Genomic DNA, 25,296 nt, shown 5'->3' on the forward strand with positions numbered 1-25,296 from the left:
AGCTTTGCTAAAATGCATTTAATGCGGCGGTAACCGGGCACAGGTTGGCAATCACGTCCAATACCTGTTTAATCTGCTCCTTATCCAGCCCGAAGGTATCAGAAAGCACCCCTGAGATTTTATCCTCTGTCCAGTCCAGGGCCTTTTTCGCAACCTTGGCCCATTCTTTAGGGTCAGTAAACAGCTCCTTCAAGAAGTCAAAGATGGCATCAAATAACATTTTAGGCAGCTTTGCCAGATCCCCGGTATCCACATCAATTTTCAGTTTAGGCAGATTAAATGTGTTTCCTGCCAGTTCAAACCCGGCGGTAATGGCAGCACCTAAATCAGCACCTTTAATAAAGATGTCCAGGGCGCCGGTAGCACCGGTTTCGATCTTGAATGTGCCCAAAGGCCCCAGGTCAACATCGCCAATGCCAACCTTAACATCACCTTCCACGCTGGCATTGGTAGGACTGTCAAAAGTCCCTTCCAGCTCACCCTGAACAATACCGCCAGGCAACAGATCCCCCTTTAAGTCAAATTGGGCACCACTGGTGGAGATATTGATAAACACGGATCGGGACATCCCCAGCAGTTCAACCATACCATTAATATAAAAATGGGGTTTTCGAAACTCAGGCACTTTTTGCTCAGGCTGACTGAAGGTAGCAATGGAGATTTGAGGCCCGCCACTGCCCTCTGCCGCTTTAATACAAAACAGATTCTCATTACCCAGAACGATTTTGGACATCTGGGCATCCACAGCGATACCTTTATTGGGACTGATATCAATGGTTGCCTCAGCATACAGCCCAAAGAAATTAACCCTGCCACTGATAAAGAAACCGGCTGAAAAGCGAAGCTCACCAATAGATGTAGCCTGGGGAGCACAATAAAACTGGGGGTTAACCTCTACGGTAAACTGATCGCCTGATTTACTCAGTTGATAATGGCGCATTTCATTGGCCATATCCGTCACAAACCAGGTATTTTCGTTTTTCCCTTCACCCACCAGCAATTGCTGGGATGTAGCTGGAATAACAACGCCGGCGGCGGCAAATGCCTCTGATACCCCACCCAGATTCCGCTGCTTCAGGTCATCCATTACAGTACCAGCAATGGAAAAGGTTTTTGTGCCAACAATTCCCACCTGATTAAGTACACTGTCAATGTCTGATGGCAGAATGTCTCCCGTTAACGTATCCAGCACATCACCCAGGTGCAGGTCACTGACAGCACCAGCCACCATGCTTTGACTGGGTACCGCGGAATCGAAGAATACCGCAATGGAGGACATAAAGTTATCCACAAGGATAGTGCCCGCCAATCCCAGTGATGGAATCCCTTCATAACTGGCTCCCAGTTCAAGGGCCAGGTCGCCCAGCTTAAAGACCTCAAAATCAATGGGCTTGCTCCCCTGCATGGTACCTGAAGCGAAGGCACCGTTCGGGGTGAAGTCCATGGTAATAGTAAAGGTCTGCTGGCTGCCCTGAATCTCTGCCTGCATGGTGCCGGATAAAAACAACTCTGGTACGGCATCCCTCATCCTGGCACCAAAACGACAGCTTAAGGGCATATTTAATAAATGCCCTGAATAGCTCACATAAAGGCTGGCATCCTTGGTGGGGTTTATTCCTACCTGCAAGGTGATACCCAGTGTTGGATTCAGTCCCAGAATATCCTTTAATAGCTTCTGTTTTTTATCTTCGGTATCAATCTGCCACTGACCATAGAGATTTAACCCGGCCACCACACCATTACTTTGGGAAGGCAGAGCAACATTCTTACTGGCAATGGCCGGTTGATTGAATTGCTCCATGCCCGGGAAAGCAAAACCGGTAGCCTCGAAACTGGCTACCACTAAAACCAGCTCCTGCAATTGAAACAGGGACTCAAAGGGTGAAAGTAAAGACAGTCCATTAATGGCAGAAAGGCTGCCTTCTCCTAAATTCATGCCAAAGGCAAATCCCCAACTGCCGCCGGTGACCGATGATTTCAAAGCTTGGAAAGAAACAGTACCAAAGCCATCCACCTCAGTACTCATTAAAAACATATTGCTGGCCTGAGAGTGCTGGACCATGGCATAGGAGTTATCAAACTCCAGATGGAAACCACTGGGGATAATGGGAAGATCCAGAGTCAGGGACTTCAGCAAGTCATCAAAACTGATTTTGGGAATATAGGTATAGGCCATTAGCTCACCGGAAAGAGAGTAATGGCATGACAATGACCCAATGCCGTCTATAGCCAGCGTACCACCAAAACTTCCAGCCACAGGGCCACCGGATGGATAAGCCAAAGAGGTAGTCACATCACTGATACTTAGCGTTTTAGGACCCAGGTCAATCGTCCATGAGTTAGGCTGGGAAGCCATAAACAGTGCAAAGCTATAGGACTTCATAGGCGCAATGCCCACCCGCAGTGAATCTATCACCAGATCGGAAGGCGGATCCACCGGCAGGTCATAGCTCTTCAGCATGGAGCTTAGAGAAATAGTGGCATTTTGCAGGTTGGCGTAGAAGGTAAATTGATCTCTGCTACTGGCGTAAATATCCAGCTCTTGCCCTTCAATCTCTGTTTTAGCCATCAGGGTGGCATCCAGGGATCGGGTGATTGAATCAAAGGGGTTGAAAACCTCAAAACGGCACCCAAGCCCGGTCAAAGCAAAGTGGCCTTTCCAGATTTCCCAGTCTATCTCGGAAAGTCCGATGGTAAACATGGAATAGTTAATCTGTGGTGGGAAAGTGCCTAAAGACAACCCTAAGCCAAGGGACTGAAGCTCTATTTTTGATAACCCGGATACCAGCTTTTGTAAGTCAGAAGGTAAAACGGACTCTGAATCACTGGAACCCGAGATATGTAGCATATCCGCCAGATTGGCAATACTCAGTCCCTGTCCAATACCTGCCAGATAAAGATCATTACTTCCCGGTTGATATTCAGCCACCAGTTCTATACTGATATCCTTGGCACTGGAAATAGCCAGGCCACCGGTGAAGCAAGTAAGCGGTTGCTGGGTACTGTTTTCTTCAAGCCAGTCTTTAGCAATAGGGCTATAGGTTCTTAGCTTGAAGCTATCAAAGGTATTCTCTCCTAACTCTACACTCGTTAGCTCCACCGCAAGGTGCAGGCCTGGTACATTTTCCCTGTCCTCCCAGGGAAACTTAAAGGGTTCTCTGGGGGGAACATTCTGACCAATACGTGGCAACAGAATCTGGCCGTGCAATAAAAGTGACTGTACCTGGTTAAAGGTGCTTTCCAGAATTCCCAGCACCCCTTGTGGTTTAATGTTCGAGACAAAGTTAATCCCTTTAGCAAGGGGGGCATTCAGGTCAGTATCAGTGCCAGCTTGGGTACAGACAACAAAAGCTGTATTAAACAAATAAAAGTCATCCAGCAACTGAACGGATGATGACTTTACCGGCTTGCTCCAATCCACCACATCAGGAAGGTCACTAAAGCTATTGGAAAATTTCCAGTCATTGGGCCCAGGCGCATCCCTGAATTCAAGTCATAAATGCATAACCCATGACTTTTCTTGCATTCACTCCAGTTAACTCTTTGAATGCCTCATATGGTGTTTTGTAACCGAGGCATTTCCTGGGCCTGCTGTTCAGCTTGTCTACCGCAATGATAACGTCTCTTTCTTTGACGTTATGAAGCTCCATTGATTTGGGAAAGTACTGCCTGAGCAGCCCATTGGCATTCTCATTCTGGCCTCTCTCCCAAGAGTGGTAGGGCACAGCAAAGTAGCTGTCGCAGCTCAAGGCTTTGTTGATTGCTTCATGCTGAGCAAATTCCTTACCGTTGTCGTAAGTGATCGTTTTAACAAACCTTTTCAGGGGCTTGAGTGTATCAATCACTGCCTGTTTAACCGCTTTTGCTTTCTTTCCTGGCAGCGGAACAGCAAGGCGCAGTTTAGTCTTTCGCTCATCCAGTGTGGCAATGGCACCCTTATGGTTTTTGCCGATTACGGTATCCGCCTCCCAGTCACCAACACGCCCCCTGTTGTTGACGATCTCCGGGCGCTCTTCAATACCTACCCGGTTAGGTATGCCTGTTCGGTTATGAGCTGAACCATATCGCTTTCGGTACGTTTTTTTCTGATGGCGCAAGTGTTTATACAGGGTACCGTCAGTGCGCTTATCATCCTCTATGAACTGGTAAATCGTCTCATGATGCAACTTGATTATCCCTTCTTTTTCAAGCCTTCCAGCCACTTGCTCAGGACTCCAGTCAGCCCGGATATCTTGAGCAATCCGTCGCTTAATATCTTCCGTCAACTTCACCGCCTTGGGTTTTTCCTTATGACGCTGTTGAGCCTTACGATGAGCCTGCTGGTGCCTGTAACCACGCTGCCCTGTGTTGCGTCCTAACTCCCGTGACAGCGAACTCTGTGAACGCCCGAGTTTTTCTGCAATTTTATTTTGAGAAGTCCCATTTTTCAGTTCGATTTCGATATAATGTCTCTCTTCAGAGCTAAGGTGCTTAAAGGCCATCCTTGGCGTCCTCTGTTTGGTTTGGTTGCTTAACAGAGTACCCCTGAGTTCTGATTCACTTCAAAGGCTCTGTAACAACCCTCTGGTTACAGAGGTTATGCATTTATGATACAAATTCAGGATCATCCAATAGCGTGTATTTCAGGACAAACTGAACATCTCCCTGATCATCAACACTGAATACCCCTTTAACAGGAAGAGCGGCTCCTGTGGTGGCAATGCTGGTTTTCAGAAACTCGGAAGTGCCAGTGACCTCAATGGTTTCCTTATTCACAACAACAGACACATTGCGAATAACAATCTCTGCCTGATTATTGTTATAGATATTCAGATAACAGGCGCTAATCAGGTCGTCCACATTGGCGGTGAGGCTGCCTTTGGATAAGGTAATATTGCCCTGTCCATCCGCCGTTAATACGGAAGTAAGTTCTGCAAAATTCATTGTTATTCTCTCTCTAAGGCAAAGCAGTAACCGGAAACATGACAATGGCCTGAGTCATATTGGTGGGGTTGTACTGGGCATCAATGGGAATTTTCATTTTCCCCGTCAAGGGCACCGTTCCCACTGGCAGGACATTAGTCAGGTTCGCTGTGGGGCAATTGGGAAAATTAGAGGTGCTCCCTCCCACAGCAATGGGTAACTGGGGGTTACCTGTTGCCATATTGTATGGCGTGGTATTACCAGCTGGCGTCGTATAGTTATTAATTCTTTTTAACTCTATGTGAGTAGCCATGCCTGGATGCCCATCGGTGCGAAGAATATAGCCATTGTTTTTTGCTGCCACGGACTGTGTGACAATGGGCATGCCCCCAGCAGTCAATAAATGCAGGGAAATATCCGGTAAAGGGGCAGGTAATGGCGGTTGGTTAATGGATTCATTGGAAACCCGCTTAGCCATTCTCAGGGTATCCTGTGGATAAATTATCCCTCCCACGTTAAACGCCACAGGCCCGGCATGATCCAGACAGATATCCAGCCCCATCTGGACACCATCCTGTCGAAACATCCGTTGCTTACGCTCATTCCAGGTACTGTAATGATTGGTGTAGTTACCACCGGCAACATTAGGGTTGGAGATGCCTCCTGTCACGGGAACACCATCAATACCTGAAGGCTGATTTTTTTCGATGGCGGTCAGTCTACAGTTTGTACCACCTTTTATAACAATGGCTGTGTTATAGAAATAGTGGTAGGGAGGCAGTGCGGGCCTTGGCAATTTTGGGATATTGGCAATAATGGTTCCCGCCACTATCAGCCAGTGGTCAAATTTGGCATTTTTAAACATCAAGCCCAGGGCCACCAGAATTTTCCCGCGCTCTGACTGGGCATAACTGTAGGAATTAGCACCGGACTCGGGACGGAAATAAAACTCCGGAGCCATAAAAACCTTTAATGTGGTATTTTGATCGCCCACCAGACTATCATGGGCTTCATTGACTACCGCTGCCAGTCTTCGCAACCTTTTTTTTGCATCATCAGATAACCCCAGGTTATCCGGTACCGGAATATCATTAACCGCATCACAAAGTTCACCTGCCGCCAGTGATGATCGCCACAGGTTGTTAACATTATCCCGGCCAAAGGTGGGAGTTTGGTAAGCAAGATATTGAAAGTGGGTATATGGCATGGCCTGTTTCTCATTATTATTCGATGCTAAACCGCACCCAGGCAGGAGAGGGTGTCGCGAAACCCAATTCTGTAGATAAAAAGTAGGGTTTTACTCTTTTTTAACCACAGAGACACGGAGGCACAGAGTTTTTGTATCTTTAAACTATAAACCTCCGTGTCTTTGTGTCTCCGTGGTTAATAAAAATAACTTTTGCGACAACCTCTGGAGCCTGGGAACGAGTTTTAAAAGTACCTGGTTATTTACCCTACAAAGCTTTTTAGCGCCTGCTGTGCAGCCTGTGTGCCTGCATTGCTAACGGCATCCAGAACAGATGATGTACCCACCTGGTCATTCAGCTTGCCCACCAGGTCAGCAAGTGTTTCCGGTTTCTTCAGTAATTCTTCAATCTGGGGCTTAAACACGGAATCCAGCTGGCTGAGGTCTACCACTATATTTTCGGGTGTAGCATCAGTGGTGATGGTCAGGTTGGTAAATTTAATGTTGACGCTATCAGGCTGGGTGGGTTCTCCGGTGGCAGAAAATGTACCTGTCAGTTGTCCGGTATTAACGGTAATGGTTACCGGCACCAAAGGAGAATTCTCACCTCCGGCCACAATCAACAACTGACCACTGGCTATCAGTTTTTCAGGTATTCCCTGAGGAGGTGCTTCCGTATTGGGTCGATTAGCAATAAAGGTGACCAAGTCTCCGTTAATATCAATTCTTGGCTTACCGTCTTTTTTTTCTATTTGAATATTGGTCAAACCGGCAATGGATAAGTCCTGAAGTTTTACATCAATGGTCTGGCCATAAAAATCAATACTGCCAGCATCCACATTGCTGGCGTTAAATGGCTCCAGGCTTGGGTCCTTTGATTTTGCCAGCATTTTGCTGAGATAAAAGTCACTGGCTGGTGTTGTAAGGTAGACAATCAATATCTGGTTTAGCTGATTCATAAAGTACCCCTTTTTATTTTTTATTGTTTACTGCAATGCACTTGTAGCAAATTTAACAACGCTTTCAGTGACCTGCTTGCTGATGTTGGCAAGATTGGATTCAAGTTGTTTGTTAACCTGATCCACCAGCTGTTGTTTGACACTGTCTTTATTCACCAGAGTTTTGGCAAAACTGTTCATCATTGAGTCTGAGGTAATATCCAGCTCAATACTGATTTCAGAAAGCTTAACCAGCAAGGCAAGGTAGCTGAAGGTGATCACCAGCTCATCCAGCATAGACCCGGATGCAGTGGCGCGAATATCCAGATTACTGCTGTTCACATTCACCTTCAGGGTTCCTTTTACTGGATCAATACCGGGTGGTGTGAAAGAAAATGCTGCGGTGATGTTTAGTGGTGCCGGAGGAATTTCCTCGCCATCCACGCTACGCTGGGTCGATGTTTCCAGAGCACCCTGATCCGATAAAAGACTCAGTACCGGTTCTTGCAGCTTGATTTGATCGGCAGGCGCCAGGTTATTGGCCAATCCGATAATCATCACCTGGCTTAATTGGTTCGGCTCCCAGTTAAGGCCTCCAATATTTTGTGTACCAATATCAATCTGATCAATGGATAAAGGCTCTAGTTGGGGCGACTTTATGGACAGAATCTGCTTTGGCAAATACAGGTTACTGCCACTGTCATTCAATGCCGCACGGGTTCGATCCAGTAAATAAAGATCTGCCGGGTTAGTTACCTTCTGGCCGGTGTCATCCGGTAACTGACCGGGTTCACCCAGCAAACTATTAAGCAGACTCACTAACTGACTACTCATGGTCTGGCTGAGTGAATCCAGGTTATCAGGCTGGTTGAGTGTTTCAGTGACGCTCTTTAACATGGAGTCCGATGCTGAGGGAGAGTTAAAGGCGTTATTGGAAATATTTAACCAGATATCTTCATAACCCGGTTCGGCAGAATCAATGCTAAGAATATGCGTGGTAAAAACCGGCTTTTCACCCTCTGTTACTGATAGCAGATTAAGCTTGGTAACCCTGACATCCAGCTGTCTGTTGCTACCGCTACCCGTCACTTTAATATCCACATCAGCTGTCAGCTTGGCGTTAGTAATGGTGGATGAAAACGTTCCGGTTCCCGTGATGGTCTGAATCTGTTTCTGTCCGGCCTCTGGCCCGGTGACTTCTATTTTCTGATCCAGTTGATACTTGCCTTTCAGCCCCAGGGTCTCCAGATCATCATACTCATTGAATTTCAATGCGATGGTAGTGGTATAGCCTTCTGCTCCCGAAGTTGTTACCGGGTCCGGATAGACAAACAGGTTATCCAAGCCAATAATTTCACCCTCATTAACCCCCAGGGCTGCATAGGGGTCAGCCATATCGGGGCCAACGCTCTGGCCCGACTCCACTAATGATCGGGCAGCACCAATAATGGATAACGTGATAGTTTGTCCTGCCTGCCCTTCAATTTTCCCCAGCGCCCAGTCCTGCCCCCTCAAGGGGAGAAGCTTGCCTCCAACGGTTTTATTGGGATTATCAATACCCTGTAACACACCTGGTAGCCAAAAACGTTTGTTATTTCGATCATTCGCCCGCTTCTGGATGGTGTTATACAAAAATGGAAAAAACGCCATACTTGTTTTCCCTGTGTTTTTTATTATGGTTAATAGCTTCGGTTCACTGTTGACAGTGCAATATCAGCCAGAGCCTGACGGTATGCATTGTCTGGAAAGGGCTTTAAAAATTCCAGGGCATCCAGCGCCTCATGACGGGCATCCCCATAAGCCCGGGAAAAACCATCACTTAACTTCACCGCTTCTACCCCTTGGGTTAACTGTTCCTGTGAAGGTTCAATGGTTCCCCTGACAATTTGGCTGACCAAATGATCACTGCCCAACTCTTCCATGGCATAAATAATCGGCAGTGAAAAACGTTTTTGGGCGAGATCAGTGCCCTGTACCTTCCCCGCTGTATCACTGGACAGCAGGTTATCAAACAGGTCATCCATAATTTGAAAGGCTCGTCCCATACGACGGCCATAATATCCGGCCCGGCGGGAATCACTGCTTCGCCCCTGTGCCAGGGCTACCCCGGTTTCACAGGCCAGGCCAAACAGAATAGCCGTTTTGCGCTCGATCACCTGATAATAGTGGGCTCGTAATTTTTCAGGGTGCCAGTCCGGGTTAGTTTCCAGTTCATCCAGCTCTCCGCAGCAAATACGAAACGCCGTGTCCAGAACCAGTTTCACCAGTCCCATTTCAGAGTCTGTATCAATGGCATCAACGAAGCTTCGGATTCCCTGCAGAAACTGCAGGTTGCCCACCAGGATCGCGGTATTGGTACCCCGTGTGGCATTCACTGAGCGAAGGCCACGACGCATTAAAGCTCCATCAATAATATCGTCGTGTATTAACGTGGCCACATGGAGCATTTCCAGGGAAACGGCAGCCATTATGACCTTTTCAGGTAATTCGCCACTACCATAAATCATACGGGCGGATAACAGCAGCATCATCGGGCGTAGTTTTTTGCCACGTCGATACAGCTGATATTCAGTGTCAGTGAGGTAACCTAACTGGGGTTTAAGCGCTCTCTCAAGAACGACCTGAAATCGCTCCACATCTTCACTCAACAAATTTTCAAGAATGGAGTCAAAAACGGAGCTAACGTGATTATCCGTTATCCTGATCTTACGGTTTCTATTACCCGGTACATCAATTTCATAGGGTGCCTGCATTTCCGACATCAACAACGACTCCACAGAAATGAAATATTCCTCTCGTTCCCAGTGTCCCCTCTTCCTCTCGTTCCCAGCGTCTCGAGGGTGTCGCGAAAGTCTGAAATAGACTCAATGCCGTCATCCTGTACAGGGATTGTACAGGATCCATCTGCCAGGGAAGGCAGTCTAACCGCACGTATCATGCGGGCTGAGAGATTCACCTCCCTGTGATATGGATCCCGTACAATCCTTGTACGGGATGACGACGGAGAAAATTCAGGGTTTCGCGACAACCTCTCTCCGCTGGGAATGCCTACGGATAAACCAGACTTGTGGCATTGGGGAGGTATGCATTCCCAGGCAGGAGAGACTGTCGCGAAACTGAATGCAGCGTGCACAAAACGAGATTGATTCTCTTTTTTTAACCACGGAGACACGGAGGCACAGAGTTTTTATAACTTTAAACTATAAATCTCCGTGCCTTTGTGTCTCCGTGGTTAATAAAAATAACTTTTGCGACAACCTCAGGAGCCTGGGAACGAGTCTTAAATATTAATGCTTAACAATATCCAAAGTGGCTAACTCAAGGCATTTGGTTACCTGCTCATGAATCAAACTGCGAACAAAGTGAATCTGTGACAATCGCTCCCTGGCAATAGCGCCCGCCTCACCCTCCCAGCCGGAATCATCAAGCTCAAAGTCAAATACAGGAAGCTCTACCGCCTCAACAATCACCTCATTAGACGCTTTCCCTATCAACACAGAGACCTCAACACCCGGAATGCTTGCAGAGCAGGCACCCTGCCATAAGGGTTGGGGCTTCCTTTCGTCGTACTCACAAAATTCCGCATAACAGCGATCCATAATGGTTCGCATTTGTGAGCGCTCTTGCTCCGACAGGATATACCAGCCATTTTCCCGTGCTTCAGCAACAGCTGCGGCACCACCACCGGAACCTTTGGACTGGGACTGCATATTATTCAACTCTGCCAGGGTCATCTTCGGAACATCCCCTGAGTGACTATCGACCGTCGTATAAACCTCGCTAGACGTCATAGCTTTGGTCTGGTCCTGGGTATTGCCGGTATCTGCAACTAACTGCTTGAACTGTGATGCTGCCAGGGCCGCCTGCGAATACTTATTATCCGGCAAGTCAGCATCCGCGGCTAAATTATCCGTTTTTTTTGCTGCCGCCATGCAAGCCGTAGCCAGAGTTACCTGCTGAACCAAGGCATTATTGTTGTATCCCATTTGATAAAAGCCTTCACCGAACATCTTATCCTCAGGTGGAGGGTTCACCGTGGTATCATTCTTGATGGCATCAGAGGTATGGCTGGCCATATCCGCAGTGACATTTCCCTGCTGCCAGGTTGTGCGAACAGCATTGCTGTTCTGGAACATTTCTGTGTAAACCTCTTCGTGGCCGTCGTATACCCCCATCAGCTTTTGACCATTTGGCGTATCCATTAACCGTGTCCGCTGCTCACGGGCCTGATCCAGGTACTCATTTTTCTGCTGGTCATTAAAGATGCCACTTCCCTGGTCAGCACCCGCTGGCCGGGGTTTATTAAATACCGAGTCGTAAGGCATCAAGGTTCCGCCCAGGTCGAGGTCCACTTTTGGTGCTTCAACGGCCTCAATCGCATACTGGCCAGCAATTTGAACCTGTTCCAGGGAAAGTGTCAGCTTTTTATAACTTGGGTTATCGGCCTTTTCCTCAACAGCTCTCACCGCTCCGGGACATGAACAGGCAAGGTTAAAAAAGCGGAAGGTCAGGTTGGCATGATCAACCCCATAGTCTTCCGGCATAGTAACATTCAGGGCAAGAGGGAAAGCAGGTGTGTCTTTAATCCCCCTCGTTTCCAGCGTTTTCTTCAGCTGAGTTGGTATTGTTTTTATATCCATAACTCACTCTTTTTATTCTATGGCTTCTTCACAAATAAAGAAGGTTAGCCAGAAGCAAAAATTTATAATCCGGATACACTGATATCTCCGGACACCATCATGAGTCCATTGCTATTTTCCAGCTTAAGGTTGCTGGGAGAAAGGGTCAGGTTAACCCCCGATTGGTCTATGGTGATATCCGGAATGGTATAGATATCCACCGACACGCCCTTTATTTCATCAACAATTTTGCCGGATATTTCAGAGGAAAACAGGTTGGCCAGGCTGCCAATGCTTGTCAGTACATCATTTACCGGATTCCAGCTGTACTGGGGGGTCAGGGTCACATCCAGCTTCGGGACATCGTTAATTGTGACCTTGACGGTGGTGTTATTTATGGAAAGGCTGGTATTAACGGTCAGCGGATTGGGTGAGTAGCTGACCTTATAGTTAACCTCACCCGTCTTTAGTGGATCACCCATGGCTATATCCTCAACTCAGATTAAAGTCACCACCAATTTTCAACTGTCCGTTAAATTCGGAAAGCTTCAGGTTTTTGGGCTTCAGTGTTCCGCTAACGCCCTCAACATTAAATGGCAAATTCGGTATTGTTGTAACATCAAAGGACTTGCCATTAATGATTTGACCAGCAAATGCACCTAGCGACAGCGTTATTGCATTAGCCAGTGGAGTAGCCATTGCTGATGTTGCTGCCTCAAGAATATTGCCACTAAAGTGAGGCGTAGCTGCTACTGCCAGGGCAGGAACACCTCCAAGGGTTACCTTTAAAGTGGTATTTGAGACACCCAGCTTCAGATTTACTCCCACGGGATTGGGCGAGTAATGCAGGTCGTAACTGACACCAATATCAGACATATTCTCACTCCTTAGTTTATTGTTATTAGTCCACCTGCCACTACCATTTACTGGGATTCCAGGTGTCCGGATTTATGATAGCCTTACCCACTTTCTCAGCACCCTCCGCAATAGCCTTGGTTACAATACCCACGGGAGTATCAATACCCGCTGATGCCGACATTGCCAGAGAGGCTTTGGCATGAAGTTCCGTGGAGTTGGAAGTGGTTGCAACTGAAATGCTGTTGATCTTGCCCCAGGCATGATAACTGGCAGAAAATCCAGCCGCTCCCTCACTGCCAGACTTATTGAACGTCTTCCCCTGAATATTTTTCCTTACCTCATAATCAACCGTCGATTGCATTAATTCCTGACTAAGCAAGGCAAAGAATGGGTCACCGGGAATCGTAATATTCTCTATGGAAGGTGTGCCATCCTTCACCAGATTGAATGCCGCCAACAAATAGCCATCCTTAATGCCCACAACAGGTGGCGTCAGTGAAATACTGGCAAAGGATAATTTTGGCAGCTGAATACCAGACAATGACTGGTTAAGCATTTTAAGCAACGCAGGAATCAGAACCTTACCAATAACAAATCGGTCCATCTCGGAGGACTGGCTTAGGTTCACAATCACTGCCAGCGCATCAATTGCCAGGGCACTGCCATGGGTTCCGGCAGTACAGATAGCCTTGACGGGAACCGTGGTATCCAGACTATCTGAATCAGTGGTTAGCTTCAGTGAGAGTTTATTGATATCCACAATAAAGGCTCCTGACTGCGGTGCCACGGTTTTACCATCCTCCTTGATGGCCTGTCCCCATTCATCAGAGGCTGGTGCCCGCAGGGAAAGCTCCGGAGCCTGGTCCACTGACCACTTCAGGGAATAATTGACACCACTGTAAGCACCTGACTCACCACCGGAAAATAATGATTGTTTCAGTGACTCGGAACCGTATACCTCAGTGACAACCAAGTTTAGTCGTTCCTGGTTTAGGCCAACCAATAGATCATAATGACTCATAGAAACTGCCTTTTTTATTATTGAAGGGCTACTGACGTTTGATGGCAAGCTCAGCCCTTAAAATGCATTAAGCGCTGCACCAATTGGGCAGGCCATGGCAGGACCGATACCACCGGCAGACCCGGATACACTGATATCCGCTTTTACGGCTACTGCTATTTTGGTTGGATCAGTGGTATCGGCTGTGGTGGTAATACTGCTCAGGCTGGCTTTATAACTGCCTTTAGCCCAGGCCATATCGTTGCCTTTTTTATCTGACCCGGAGAGTGGTTTATTGATATAGGATGCAGTGCCTGCGGCCGCCACGGCATTAATAGTATCCGGACTGACCAGCGCATAATAAGCCTTATCAGGCGTACTGAACCCTTCAAAGGACAGAGCCGTTTTATTCGTGGACAAGGTGGCTGCCGTTACCAATTGATTGCTGAGAATGGTAATACCCGGATCATTGAAGGTTATTCCCTGGTAGCTTGGCAAGTCTGGTAATTTAATGGTTCCCAGTACACTTTCTGCCATATCAAGGGCGGCAGGCACAAGAATGCTGGTGACGAACCACTGGTCAAACTGGCTAAAGCTGGAGGTATCAATACTCACCGCCTGGGGATCAAGACTGAGCACACCACGGGTCATTGCCGCTGTCAGATAAACGGTTAATTGCCCTTCAGCATCTACCGGGCTGCCATTATCAATGGACTCAGAACCACTGATATCCGGGAAATGAATCTGGAAACAGTTATCCTGTGGTAACGACGCATCTTTATTCTTTTTGATGGCCTTGTCCCAGCTGGCCTGATCAGGTGGAGTAAGCGTAACGGTGGGAGCAGCTTTCACATCATAAGTGAGCTTAACAGCCCCCTTACCTGAAATATCTTTACTATAACTGCCTTCAAAATAACTGCTTTTTGCGGATGGATTGGCATACAGGGCCGCTATGGCACTGTTCAGGCTCGCCTCCCCAACCCCGATGGCAATATCAAAATTACTCATGATCTGACGTCTCGTTATTGTTTATTTTATCAGGAGCAGTCCAAAACGTTTCCGTCCATACTGCCCCTGTCCCTCTATAACCCTTGGGAAAATCCCCATAGGGCAACACAGCCGGGCCATACAAAGAGTCTTCTATATGCAGGAGCTGCCCTTCGGCAGTCACCCCCTTAATCACAAGATAGTGGGCACCGCCCTGAAACCACTCAATACGAACGCAAGGCAAACGGGCCGCATGGATTTCCAGAAAAATGCGTTCAAAGCTGGGGCGTCCCAAACTCCAGTGGCTATAGCAGCCTACCAATGCCAGGCTTTTATCAACCGTCATCTGACAGTTGCAGGAATGGTCATTGTCAGGGGGATCAGGGAGATCTCTGGCATCTATGCCAAGCAGGGTACAGGCTACCTGTTGCTGATTAAGGCCACAGGTTCCGTAGAATTTTGCAAGGGAAGCCGCAATGGCTGCCCAGCACCAGCTACTGAAAAACTGTTGCTCTAAAGAAAAATCAAGCACCAGATCATGGCTGGGGTTAACAGTCTCTAGCCTGTGGTTTATACCAAGCTTACGAGCCGATTCATGCTCTATTGTTATTTTCATTGTGTCCCGAAAGTTAACTAATCAGGCAGCACCGGGGATCTTCCCGGATAGCTTAAGGCCTTTCTAGCTAAAGCCGGTGATAGCATTGTTATTTATTTTCAGCACCACCGCCAGCAAGTGTAAGTATCCACAAAATAGCTGGCTTGACATACTATACGTAGTGATTGAGCAGGTTACAACCAAAGTGGTTATGCAGAGGATATCCCCCTGTGCCAGCATAGTTGTCGCCTCTTCCGGTTTTTCAAAGCTTAACAGGGGGCGGTCAGTGAGTAATCAATGGCCCGCTATTCAGAAGAGTTAAAAGAATCTGTCATTCAGAAAATGATGCTTCCCAATAATGTGCCTGCCTCTCAGTTGGTGAGTGAAACTGGCATCTCTGATGTGACGCTGTACACTTGGCGATGGTAAAAAACCGGATCAATGGACACCTGACAACCAGTTGGCCGTCATTATTGAAACAGCCGCATTAAACGAAGCGGAACTGGCGGAGTATTGTCGTAAGAAAGGCCTGTTTGCTGAACAAATTCAACAGTGGAAAGAGGCCTTTGTCAGCAGCGGTTCTGCTCAGCCCGACAGGCAGCGCAAGAAGCTGTCTGACGAGCATAAAAAAGACAAGCAAACCATTAAAAAACTGGAGCGTGAACTCAAGCGCAAGGACAAAGCGTTAGCAGAGACTGCCGCCTTGCTGGTACTCACAAAAAAGGCCCAAGAGATCTGGGGGGAACCAGAGGACGATTAGTCCCGCTTCCGGATCGACAAAACGCGGTTAAACTGATCAGGCAAGCTATGAAAGAGGGTGCCCGGCAGTCAAAAGCCTGCCAAGCCCTGGGGTTGTCAGAAAGGACAGTACAACGCTGGACACTGGGAGATAGTGTGATGCCTGATAATCGTGACAATGCTGATAGGCCAGAACCCGTTAACAAGCTGTCTGAAGCAGAGCGACAGGCGATAATTGACGTCTGCAATAGCGATCGTTTTAAAAGCCAGCCACCCAGCCAAATTGTCCCCACACTAGCGGATGAGGGTGAGTATATGGGGTCTGAGAGGACATTCTATCGAGTCCTTCATGAAAAAGGGCAACAGCATCATCGGGGACGGGCAGCCAACCCTAGCCGGCACAGGCCAACCTCATACTGTGCCACTGGTCCTAATCAGGTGTGGTCTTGGGATATCACTTTTTTACGCTCCCCGGTGCGGGGGCAGTTTTACTACCTCTATTTAGTGATGGACATCTATAGCCGCATGGTTGTTGCCTGGGAAGCTCATGAAAATGAATCGGCTGAACATGCGTCAGAACTGATAAATAAAGCCTGCATCAGGCATGGCATCGCTGCTGGCAGTAGGCCATTGGTTCTGCACTCGGACAACGGTAGCGCGATGAAAGGTAGCACTATGCTGGCAACATTACAGCGACTGGGAGTGGTGACTTCATTCAGTCGTCCCCGGGTGAGCGATGACAACCCTTACTCAGAAGCTATCTTCAGGACGTTGAAGTACCGTCCTGATTACCCCCAGGAGTCCATTTACTGATCTTGCTGATGCACGTGGTTGGGTGCATGGTTTTACTCAATGGTACAACGAAGAGCACAAGCACAGTGGACTGAAATTCCTGACACCGGGGCAAAGGCACCGGGGAGAGACAAGGAATGTCATGGATAACCGGAAAGCGGTCTATGAGCTTGCCAGAAAACGCCACCCAGAGCGTTGGGGCAAAAGAACCATAAGGAACTGGGATTTACATGATGAGGTCTGGCTAAATCCAGATAAGCCTGTTGCTGATCAACTAAGAGAAGCAGCATGAGGTGAGGCGACAACTATGTTGACAAACACCGATATATACAATCAAAATAATCACCAGTATCACGAAACTTTGTGTAATTTACCCAGTCGTCATCTGGAAAATCGCGCCTCCAGTATATGTTATTAGAATGTTGCTCAAAATATCCATCACCAATAAATGGACCCGCTAAAACAGCTTCAGTTTCGCTATATTCGTCAATACCTATTTCTATAGCAGCGGTAACAAAAGGATTAATAAAATCAGGAAGTCTATCCTTATTAGTCTCTACAATTTCTCCACATGATACAGGAGACTTTGCTCTGACAATATAAACAGCATCTTCATCATAACCATCTTTACAGAACATAACAGCGAACCATAATTTCATGACAGCCTCTCTTGGCTATAGAAAAATAAGGAGTTTTAGAGAATTTTAGGGGAAGTTTTAGAAGTTTTAGGACACCCATAAATTTTCCAATATAAATCAATGGCTCAGTTTTATGGCTATCCCATCAAATTATATATGACACCTTTCCCACTTTTCTTGGCATTAAACCTCAGGTTCTTTACCGGAAGCTGGAAAATTACACCCTTTAGTACCAGATTTGAAAGTCAGATAATAGAAGGTTGCCCCAAGAAGCAGTCCACAAATGAGATCCCAGATATAATGCTGCTTGGTGGTGGCTATGCTGAGGGATAAACAACTCAGCCATATCCACAGGAATACAATGGTAGCTTTGCCCATCCACTTTTGTACACTCAGAGTGATTAACAAAGGATGGGCTATATGAAGGCATGGCCATGAGTTGAATTCAGTATCAACGGCGTAAAGATAATAGAAGAAGTGGCTGTAGAGCTGGTTGGAACCTTCCAGTGCACTTTGAACTTGATCTCTCATTCTTACCGGTGCCGGGCAGAAAATAAAAAATAAGGTTGCAGTGAGAGTCATAAGCATCTGAGATTGCAAAAGCAGTTTAACCCGGTGGATCCCTTCTTTGTTGGGAGGGTAGAAAAAGCAATGCACAAAGAAGAACAGAAATAGCGTATTGTAAATATAGACAGTTTCCGGAATAAACGGAATTGACCGGTCAAGCAGACAGCCATCGGCCAGGCGGAACATGGATGCCGGCTCAAAATATACGCTCAAGCGAAGGGAAGGGAACCAGTTGCTGACTCCATAGATTACGGCAGAAAACACAACAAAGAAAAATGTGATCAGTACACAGTTTTTCCTGTTTCTCAGGCCGCTGTTGAAAAAAGGCCGTTGCCAGACTTTCCATTCTTTTTGCAGAAAAACAGTAAATATAGACATAATCACTTGCTCAAAACGGGTAGGTGCCTGTGCGTTACTTTCTTCTGGGCTACTCGGGATGTAACGCCATTTTTTTAAGTGGTTGCTGGAGATAGGTTTCTTTTCTTATCTCTAGCAACTATAGCTAAAAAACTTTTATATAAAAAATTTTTAAATTTTTAGGACACCCATTACTTCTCAGTTTTGTCTTATATTGTTGTTTTACCGAATAGATCGATGTGGATTTTATGTGGATTATATTAACAACAGTGACTCTCTCTTTTTTCACAATATTGGCAGAAGCAGCTGCACTGAACTCAGCCATCATGGAAATTAATGAAATTGATATGGAGTTTTATTGTGAACAATCATGTTCTGATCGAACTTTTACAACCTGGCAAAGGTTTCCTCACTTATACCCATGGATTCACGAAGACACCAATAATGGGGGAAAAGATGTTTCCGTGCTTCTTATAGGCTGTGGCCGTTTTGAGACTGAAACGAAAAATGAGAAATATCATGAATATCCTCAATTGCTTGAGTTAAGTAGAGTATTATCAACAAGAAGCCATATAAAACTACTGGATAATAATGATATAATCATTAATGACTATGCTCAGGGAAAATTTTTGTTGACTAACTTTCCTGAAATGCAATTTAATTTGCAGACGTTTTTTTTTAAATCCACCTTTCCTTCAAATCTTGCTAAAAAGTTATGGCTCGACCCACCGGATAGTAATGTACCCTGTGCTTTACACCAGCGATCGTATATTCATATGGATGTCAACAATTTGTTAACTGGCCATTATCCGATAAATACAGCCTTCGATTATATAGTAGCAACATTCAGTATTTTTTATCCCATAATGGAGGCCAACCATAAGTTTCTATCCAGTATTAGTAATCTACATTCTGTAGATAAATGCACTAACTGTCTCGAAGAATTGCTAACCCTCAAAGAAAAAATGCTATCTACTCTACTAGAGGGTGTTGTTTCTGGTGGCTACATTGTTCTCGATGAACCTACGTATAGAATGTGGCGTGCGGGTTTTTCTCTTATCATGGACGAATTCATGACATTTTCTGATTTTTTAAACAGAAATGGCTATAAAGTTAATGCCCCGATAAAAAAAATATCACCAATCCCAACAGGTATAGAGCTTCCAAGTAAAAGCGTTATCAAGGGTTGTGTTGTTATGAATGACCTCAGGCCAGGCGTAAAACATTTTACGTGCTTCCCTTTAATTCTTATTCAAAAAATAATCAAATGACATCCAGGCAGTACGTGCTTTCCCTGTCTGATAAAAACAGTTATTTCACACACATAGTGTTAGTCCATTCATTCAAATCAATACCTTTGGAAAGAATAGGTGGGGCATCTTCAATAATAGCCCCCTGCTTCCCTGCGCTACCCTGCCACTCCAGTCTTTGGTATTTCCAGATTAGGGGCTGTCGGACTTAAGTCTGTCCTACTGCGGTCGAAGCAAATTGGTCTAGAGATTCTAAACCGCGCCCATTTAGAAAACCGTAGTTTGATAGATCAGTGTAAGGGCGCGCTTTAGTATAAAAAGTATGTCATTCTATCTCGATAAATACGACCTGTCAGTCAAGTTAAAATCAGTAATATAGCGCTTTTTGCCTGCTTGACCATGGTATTGAAAGTCTCTCCAGAAAAGTGGAATCAAACCAGGGATTGCCTGCTTCAGCAATCCATACATGCTTCTCATCCCCGTACACGTGAGCGTTTTTCGGCGCTTTATCAAGTTTCTCAGGGAGACTCAGCCTCTAACGTCGCTAAGCAACTGGGGCGTCGCCTTGATACCGTCACGAACTGGATTCACCTCTACCATGATAGCGGGCCTGAAGCCATGACTTATAAACGGACAGGTGGCCGCCCCCCTTTTGCCAAATAATCAGTAAAGCAGCCGCAGGCCTGATTGACAGAAATTTAGAAAAAGCTGCTTCTCAGGAATACTCTCCCATCCGCCCTCGCTGGACTTTAAAGTATCTGGTTCAGTGGTGCTGGGATCAATTTCAGGTACGGTGTTGTCGTGAGACCATACGACAAGCACTCAAACGACTGGGATATTCATGGAAGAAAGCCAAAAAACTGCTTAATAAAGCCGATACCGGCAAGCGGGCTGATTTTTTGGAAACATTGAAACCACTGCTATCGAAAGCCATGTTCCAGAAACGCCTACTGGTTTACATTGATGAGGCTCATATACATCAGGAGACGGACATTGGATATGGCTGGTCTCGCAAAGGCGAACGCTTCTGGGTCAGCTCTCACTCGCCAAAACTGGCTGATAAGATTACGTTCTATGGTATTTATTACTACAACCTGGGACAGGTTAGAATCTGGCCTTATCCCTGTGGACGAAAAGAGCACACAGTCAATGTACTGGAACGCATCAGGCAAGAACATCCTGACAGGGAGATTGATATTGTTTGGGATGGTGCCTCCTGGCACACCGCTCATGTTGTGAGAGATGCAGGGCTTCGCCTCAACCTGAATATTATCCAGATGCCGGCGTATAGCCCCGACTTTATGCCTGTGGAAGCACTGTGGCGCTGGTTACGAGAAGATATCACTTATCACCATTGCCACAAAACGGCAGAAGACTTACTTAAGGCAGTCAATAGCTTCACTCACCGTATCAATCAGAACCCTGAAGAAATTGCTGATAGATTATGGGTCAAAGACAGCCTGAATGATGAGGAGGAGTCCATGAGGTCAGTCAGGCTGTCAGCCGTCTCATAAAAGTCCGGTTTTCTAAATGGTTGGGGTTTAATCACTGGAATGGAGTTCCTTATCATCAAGTGCTTATCGTTCAGGAAGCCGTAAAATGGCTGAACCTGGAGTTGATATCACTACCTATAGCCCCGACCTTATCCCTGAGAGAGTCCATTCTAACAAAGAACCCGTTTTTGATGTTTGGAAGGTGGAAGTGTTTTAGCCCGGATATTTTGGAATTATATGCCGTTTTAGTTGTCTATGTGATGTAAGGATTCAGATAGCAGTGTCTTATAAGGGAAATACATAGCTTTTAATTAAAATTTATAATAATAATCCCAAAAGGAATAAAGCAATGAGTATTGATGTTTTGCCCATTAATAACAGTTGTTCCGGGCAATTACCCAAAGAGTATAGCTATTCTGATAAGCAGGTGGGGGAGTGGAAATTACGGTTGGTATGCCCTAATACAGCCTCTTGTACCCTCAAACGCAAAAGGGGGTTAGAGAGCGACTATGAGAATCCTCCAGCCAAGCGTATAAAGCTGAACCCTGCAACCGACCAGTTACAGCAACCAGTAACTAAAGCTGAAAAAGTAGAGACATCAGGCTCCCTCAAACGTAAACGAAAGTCACTGGATGAGCAGGAAGGTTCTCCTGCCAAGCGTATAAGGCTGAACCCGGCAACCGACCAGTTACAGAAACCGGTAACTAAAGCTGAAAAAGTAGAGATATCAGACTCCCTCAAACGTAAACGAAAATCACTGGATGAGCAGGAAGGTTCTCCTGCCAAGCGCATAAAACTGAGCCTGATAAACGAGAATAGCTCTCTTCCTGGCGATAAACCATGTAAAAAGCAGATGGCGAACCGCCAGGAAAAGATACCCGGCCAGTTACAAAAACCAGCCACTAAAGGGAATGCAAGGCCAGAGGGCGGTAACAGTCATTCCACCAGAGATTTAGAGCAAAAAGCAGCGGCCGTTTCTCAACCAACGTTTACTCAACAGGCAGTCTCATGGTTGAAGTGGGGAGTTAGCTTTTTCACCGTAACTAACGTGAAAACAGCGGATAGTGAGAGCAACCCTGCTGCCAATGGTCATTATGAGCCTGTTGTAGAAAACCATGCAGACAAAAAGCCAGTGTCACCAGATGATCAAACCAGACCATTGAAAACAGGGGCTGATTGCAATGGTTCGACAGTGAGTGGAAATCAGCAGGTCGGGGAGCCCAGGGCTTTGTCAGACCGGCATTGGTTTTTAAAGCAAGCAAGAATGAAGGAGTCAAAAGAAGACACCAAACCTCCGCTAATGCCTGATCCAAAAAGGAGTTGGGGGATAAAAAATCCATTCTCTCCAGAAAGCAGGGATAAAATCAGGACTCTCGCTGACATTGCCCGGGAAAGTCACCTTATGGGTACTATAGCTATTAAGCTGGGGCAGGCTATTGCTTCTTCACCTCATTTTACGGATGCGGAAAGAGAGTTATTCAGGCCATTATTTGATGCGGTTGAACCTGTTGATTTTAATGAAATAAAGGAAACCGTTACTAAAGAAATCAATAAGCTGAATGAATCGAACCGGGAAAAGCCAGTTATTTTGGAAAGCATTAATCCTGTGCCTCTTGGCTGTGGCAGCCTGGCACAGGTTCATTCTGCGGTTCTTTATATTAATGGTCGGAGAAAGACATGTGCAATCAAGGTAATTAAAAAACAGGCAGAAGAAGACCTTAATAAAGGCTTTGATGTTGTGAAGCAGTTTTATGATTCCTGTAAAACAGAAGGTGGTGGTAGTTTTTTTGAAAAGGTAATTAAGCAACTATTAGGACCAGAGTTGCAAAAATACAGCCCTGGTTTGGCAAAACATATAATGGCTGACTATATCAACGGCATTCGTGATGAGATTAAGCTTCACCAGGAGTATGAGAATACAAAGAAAATGAAGACATTGTTGGAGCAAAGTAACATTTCCGATGTCAGGGTCCCTTACACGTTCGGGGCTACCAATAGAATGCTTATCCTTGAACAGATTCATGGAGAGACGCTGAACCAGCAATATCTGGATGGTCGGGTCGAGGAGGCAGACAGAAATTTTGCCCGTGTCTGGGAAACATATAAAACGATAAAAAATCAGCATGGGGTTTTTCATGACGACCTTCACCCAGGCAACATAATAAAAGAGCCGAATGGAAAGTTAGTTATTCTGGATTGCGCAGGATTACCTCGTGCAACTTGCTGTATGAGAGATGTTGAGCTTCTGGTGAAGGAGTTGCAGACCGAAATTAATTTTCGCAGCACTCAGGCTGATGGAAGAAGTGTAATGCAAATGACTCCGGAAGAGCGTTGTGAGTTATTACGAAAGGAATACTATAGAGTGTACAGCCCATCAACTAACCCGAAATATACCTATAGGAAGCCCCCGTTGCCAGAAACCGACAATAAGCCTTCATTGTCGGCGGCAAAGGAGGCAACCATGGAGAGTTTATGGCTGTTTTCTGATGACAGGTCAAAAAAACCGGTAGATTTACGGGAAGATATAGATGAAGTCCTTGACTGCGTTGTAAGCCGTGAGCAGGTGGGCAGTGAGAAGGAAAAAAAATATGCAGCTTATAAAGCCTTAGACCTGCTGACTTGTACAAAAGGATATTCTTTGCCCCGTTCGTTTTTTAAGTATGAACAGAGTCGCCAGCATTACCGGCAGTTTCATGAAGATGTAGAGGCTTTAGCGGAAACGGATTTGAAATATAAGCAGCGTACTTTACAGATAGAGCAAGAAATCAAGGAAAAGAAAGCCAGGGAAAAAAAGAAGAGGTCAGAAATTTTCCATCGCCGGCGTAAAGCGGTAGAAACAGAAGCAAGGAGACAAGCTGAAAAAAGAGGCAGTTTCTTTTATGAGGCGTATCTAGGTGAATATGGAAAAGTGTTGAGGCAAAAAGCCCTGGCATGGTGGCTCTCAATCCATCCAAAGGATCAAGCACCTCGCTTCAGGATAGACAAGATAGCACAGTTATATCTTCAACACCTGAAGCAAGCGAAACAGAATATCAACAAACAGCCTGGTTCTTGTCAAGAATAGAGACAAAGTTGTCTATTTTTTTCTACAGCCCCTAACCATCAAGTTTTTAACGATGGTAGCGATAATTAATTATCTAAGAATAGGTTAGAGACTTAAAGGAATGAAGAGTGCGCCATTGCCAGATAATGAAAGGGAACGGCTACAGGCTTTACTGGAACTGGATATTCTGGACTCCCTGGAAGAGCAGGGTTATGATGACTTGACGCGCCTGGCGGCACAAATTTGTGATACCCCTATCGCCCTGGTCAGTTTACTTGATAAAGACCGGCAGTGGTTTAAATCCCACTATGGGCTTGAGGCCCGTGAAACACCCAGAGATTATGCTTTTTGCGCCCATGCCATTTTGGAAAAAGGACCTTTTGTCGTAGAGGATGCTGATAAGGATAAACGATTTGATGATAACCCCCTGGTAACAGGGGAGCCTCGTGTGAAGTTTTATTCAGGAATACCATTAGTGCTTAAAAACAATATGCCTGTAGGTACTTTATGTGTTATTGACCATAAGCCCAGGACATTATCAGAAAACCAACTAACTGCTTTGGAGGCACTGTCCCGTCAGGTGGTTAGCCAACTTGAACTCAGGACAAAATTAAGGCAGTTACAGAAGTTGGATAGCATTAAGAATAATTTTATCTCGCTGGTGTCTCATGAATTACGAACGCCTATTACCTCAATTAAAGGTGCCCTGGAGCTGATGGCTCATAAAGGGTTTACTTCATTGCCCGAAGAAGCCACTTCCCTGGTTGATATTGGCCTTAGAAATAGTGACCGGTTATTAGCTGTAGTTAATGATATTCTTGATGCCAGTAAAATTGATGCAGGAAAACTGGATATGGATATTCAGCCCTGTTCAATTGTTGAGATTGTTGAGGAGTCTCTCTATTTAAATGATCCTTATGTTAAACAATGTGAATGTCAGCTAAAGTTGGAGACGCTTATTGAAAATGATATCGCAGTCAATGTTGATAAGTACCGGCTTATACAGGTGATGACCAACTTGATTTCCAATGCAGCGAAGTTTACATCAGAAAATGACACTATTGTTATCTCAATTGACAGGCCTGAAGAAAATAAAGTTAGAGTTGCTGTAAAAGATCATGGTAGAGGAATCCAGTTTAAAGAGCAGGGTGATATTTTTCAGCGCTTTCCAGAGTGTTCTTCGACCAATGACAAATTACCGGGTACGGGCCTTGGACTTAATTTAAGTCAATCACTGATTGAGCAAATGGAAGGTGAGATAAGATTTATCTCTATCCCCGGTGAAGGAAGTGAGTTTTACTTTATATTGCCTTGTTATAAAATGTAATCCCCA

20 protein-coding genes and 1 pseudogene are annotated in these 25,296 nt (G+C 45.8%); 6 read left to right on the forward strand and 15 right to left on the reverse strand.

What is annotated here, in order from left to right; all coding sequences use genetic code 11:
* Positions 1–7 precede the first annotated feature (7 nt).
* From MJ595_RS03095 to MJ595_RS03155, 13 genes are all read right to left on the reverse strand, one after another.
* Complete coding sequence (locus MJ595_RS03095) at positions 8–3,421, reverse strand: hypothetical protein (RefSeq protein ID WP_263081072.1); 3,414 nt, start codon at positions 3,419–3,421, stop codon at positions 8–10.
* Between the two features lie 67 nt (positions 3,422–3,488).
* Positions 3,489–4,481 carry an IS30 family transposase gene (locus tag MJ595_RS03100; protein ID WP_263078067.1) on the reverse strand — a complete coding sequence of 331 codons (993 nt, stop codon included), beginning with the start codon at positions 4,479–4,481 and terminating at the stop codon, positions 3,489–3,491.
* A 103-nt stretch (positions 4,482–4,584) separates the two neighbouring features.
* Positions 4,585–4,923, reverse strand: a complete 339-nt coding sequence (locus tag MJ595_RS03105) for a hypothetical protein (RefSeq protein WP_263081073.1) — start codon at positions 4,921–4,923, stop codon at positions 4,585–4,587.
* A 13-nt stretch (positions 4,924–4,936) separates the two neighbouring features.
* The gene (locus tag MJ595_RS03110) at positions 4,937–6,109 is read right to left on the reverse strand and encodes a hypothetical protein (RefSeq protein WP_263081074.1); all 1,173 of its coding nucleotides are present in this window, start codon (positions 6,107–6,109) and stop codon (positions 4,937–4,939) included.
* 242 nt (positions 6,110–6,351) lie between these two features.
* Positions 6,352–7,047: a hypothetical protein gene (locus MJ595_RS03115; protein WP_263081075.1), complete on the reverse strand. Its 696-nt coding sequence runs from the start codon at positions 7,045–7,047 to the stop codon at positions 6,352–6,354.
* A gap of 27 nt (positions 7,048–7,074) precedes the next feature.
* Complete coding sequence (locus MJ595_RS03120; protein WP_263081077.1) at positions 7,075–8,676, reverse strand: hypothetical protein; 1,602 nt, start codon at positions 8,674–8,676, stop codon at positions 7,075–7,077.
* Positions 8,677–8,705: 29 nt separating this feature from the next.
* Entirely contained in the window at positions 8,706–9,788 is a 1,083-nt protein-coding gene (locus MJ595_RS03125) for a polyprenyl synthetase family protein (RefSeq protein ID WP_263081079.1), read from the reverse strand.
* A gap of 525 nt (positions 9,789–10,313) precedes the next feature.
* The gene (locus MJ595_RS03130; RefSeq protein WP_263081080.1) at positions 10,314–11,666 is read right to left on the reverse strand and encodes a hypothetical protein; all 1,353 of its coding nucleotides are present in this window, start codon (positions 11,664–11,666) and stop codon (positions 10,314–10,316) included.
* 62 nt (positions 11,667–11,728) lie between these two features.
* The gene (locus MJ595_RS03135) at positions 11,729–12,127 is read right to left on the reverse strand and encodes a hypothetical protein (protein WP_263081081.1); all 399 of its coding nucleotides are present in this window, start codon (positions 12,125–12,127) and stop codon (positions 11,729–11,731) included.
* A 10-nt stretch (positions 12,128–12,137) separates the two neighbouring features.
* A complete protein-coding gene (locus MJ595_RS03140; protein ID WP_263081082.1) occupies positions 12,138–12,521 on the reverse strand; it encodes a hypothetical protein in 384 nt (127 codons plus the stop codon).
* Between the two features lie 40 nt (positions 12,522–12,561).
* A complete protein-coding gene (locus tag MJ595_RS03145) occupies positions 12,562–13,524 on the reverse strand; it encodes a hypothetical protein (RefSeq protein WP_263081083.1) in 963 nt (320 codons plus the stop codon).
* Positions 13,525–13,581: 57 nt separating this feature from the next.
* On the reverse strand, positions 13,582–14,511 hold the full coding sequence (locus MJ595_RS03150; RefSeq protein ID WP_263081084.1) for a hypothetical protein: 930 nt from the start codon (positions 14,509–14,511) through the stop codon (positions 13,582–13,584).
* Positions 14,504–15,106 (reverse strand): hypothetical protein, encoded by a 603-nt coding sequence (locus MJ595_RS03155; RefSeq protein ID WP_263081085.1) that lies wholly within the window; start codon positions 15,104–15,106, stop codon positions 14,504–14,506. The genes MJ595_RS03150 and MJ595_RS03155 overlap by 8 nt, the downstream gene beginning before the upstream one ends.
* 276 nt (positions 15,107–15,382) lie before the next feature.
* On the opposite strand from MJ595_RS03155, the pseudogene MJ595_RS03160 reads away from it, so the two are divergent.
* Positions 15,383–16,907: pseudogene (locus MJ595_RS03160) on the forward strand (IS3 family transposase).
* A 13-nt stretch (positions 16,908–16,920) separates the two neighbouring features.
* On the opposite strand, the gene MJ595_RS03165 reads toward MJ595_RS03160, so the two are convergent.
* Together MJ595_RS03165 and MJ595_RS03170 are read right to left on the reverse strand one after the other, a co-directional pair.
* Entirely contained in the window at positions 16,921–17,274 is a 354-nt protein-coding gene (locus MJ595_RS03165) for a hypothetical protein (protein ID WP_263081087.1), read from the reverse strand.
* 162 nt (positions 17,275–17,436) lie between these two features.
* Positions 17,437–18,198: a phosphatase PAP2 family protein gene (locus MJ595_RS03170; RefSeq protein ID WP_263081089.1), complete on the reverse strand. Its 762-nt coding sequence runs from the start codon at positions 18,196–18,198 to the stop codon at positions 17,437–17,439.
* Positions 18,199–18,470: 272 nt separating this feature from the next.
* Between MJ595_RS03170 and MJ595_RS03175 the strand changes: the two genes are divergently transcribed.
* From MJ595_RS03175 to MJ595_RS03195, 5 genes are all read left to right on the forward strand, one after another.
* The gene (locus MJ595_RS03175; protein ID WP_263081091.1) at positions 18,471–19,448 is read left to right on the forward strand and encodes a hypothetical protein; all 978 of its coding nucleotides are present in this window, start codon (positions 18,471–18,473) and stop codon (positions 19,446–19,448) included.
* A gap of 378 nt (positions 19,449–19,826) precedes the next feature.
* Positions 19,827–20,090 (forward strand): helix-turn-helix domain-containing protein, encoded by a 264-nt coding sequence (locus MJ595_RS03180; RefSeq protein ID WP_263078558.1) that lies wholly within the window; start codon positions 19,827–19,829, stop codon positions 20,088–20,090.
* Positions 20,091–20,113: 23 nt separating this feature from the next.
* Positions 20,114–20,941, forward strand: coding sequence for an IS630 family transposase (locus MJ595_RS03185; protein ID WP_263322448.1), 828 nt, complete (start codon positions 20,114–20,116; stop codon positions 20,939–20,941).
* A gap of 328 nt (positions 20,942–21,269) precedes the next feature.
* Entirely contained in the window at positions 21,270–23,984 is a 2,715-nt protein-coding gene (locus MJ595_RS03190; RefSeq protein ID WP_263081092.1) for an AarF/UbiB family protein, read from the forward strand.
* Positions 23,985–24,099: 115 nt separating this feature from the next.
* The gene (locus MJ595_RS03195; protein WP_263081093.1) at positions 24,100–25,290 is read left to right on the forward strand and encodes a GAF domain-containing sensor histidine kinase; all 1,191 of its coding nucleotides are present in this window, start codon (positions 24,100–24,102) and stop codon (positions 25,288–25,290) included.
* Positions 25,291–25,296: the final 6 nt, after the last annotated feature.

Origin of the sequence: Endozoicomonas sp. Mp262 (assembly GCF_025643335.1) — a bacterium.
In the GTDB taxonomy this organism is placed as follows: domain Bacteria; phylum Pseudomonadota; class Gammaproteobacteria; order Pseudomonadales; family Endozoicomonadaceae; genus Endonucleibacter.